This window comes from Massilia norwichensis (assembly GCF_024753245.1).
In the GTDB taxonomy this organism is placed as follows: domain Bacteria; phylum Pseudomonadota; class Gammaproteobacteria; order Burkholderiales; family Burkholderiaceae_D; genus Telluria; species Telluria norwichensis.
The window spans coordinates 1-684 of sequence record NZ_JANUGX010000093.1 but is presented as its reverse complement, the minus strand read 5'-3'; the positions used below and the strand labels follow the sequence as shown (position 1 = coordinate 684).

Sequence of the window (684 nt, the reverse complement as noted above, 5' to 3'; positions counted from 1 at the left end):
CTGCAACCGCTGATCGATCCGACTTTTAGTGAACACAGCTACGGGTTCCGGCCCGGCCGACGGGCGCGGGATGCCGTGCTCGCTGCACAACAGTATGTGCAGGAAGGCCGCCGCATCGTGGTGGACGTGAACCTGTCGAAATTTTTCGACCGCGTCAACCATGACATCCTGATCGACCGCTTGAGGAAACGCGTGAACGATGCCGGAGTGATCCGGTTGATTCGTGCCTACCTGAACGCGGGAATTATGGATCGCGGCGTAGTGGCTGAGAGAATGGAAGGGACGCCGCAAGGCGGACCGCTGTCTCCATTGCTGGCCAATGTGCTTCTCGACGAAGTGGATCGTGAGCTTGAACGAAGGGGACATCGCTTTGCCCGCTATGCCGACGACTGCAACGTGTACGTGCGCAGCCGGAAAGCTGGGGAGCGGGTGATGGCTTTGCTCAAGCGCCGCTACGACAAACTGCGCTTGAAGATCAATGAATCGAAAAGTGCGGTAACCGCTGCGTTTGGCCGGAAATTCCTGGGCTACGCCTTGTGGCAAAGCCCGACTGGCGAGGTAAAACGCGCAGTGTCATTGAAGGCTCTTGAGACGTTCAAACAACGGATTCGGCAGATAACGTGCCGGAACGGCGGGCGCAGCATGGCGCAGGTCATCGACGAACTACGTAGCTATGTGCTGGGG

General features: G+C 58.5%; 1 protein-coding gene. It reads left to right on the top strand.

Annotation, left to right across the window (positions count from 1 at the left end):
- On the top strand, positions 1–684 hold a 684-nt coding region (locus NX782_RS26270; RefSeq protein WP_258848447.1), incomplete at both ends, for a reverse transcriptase domain-containing protein.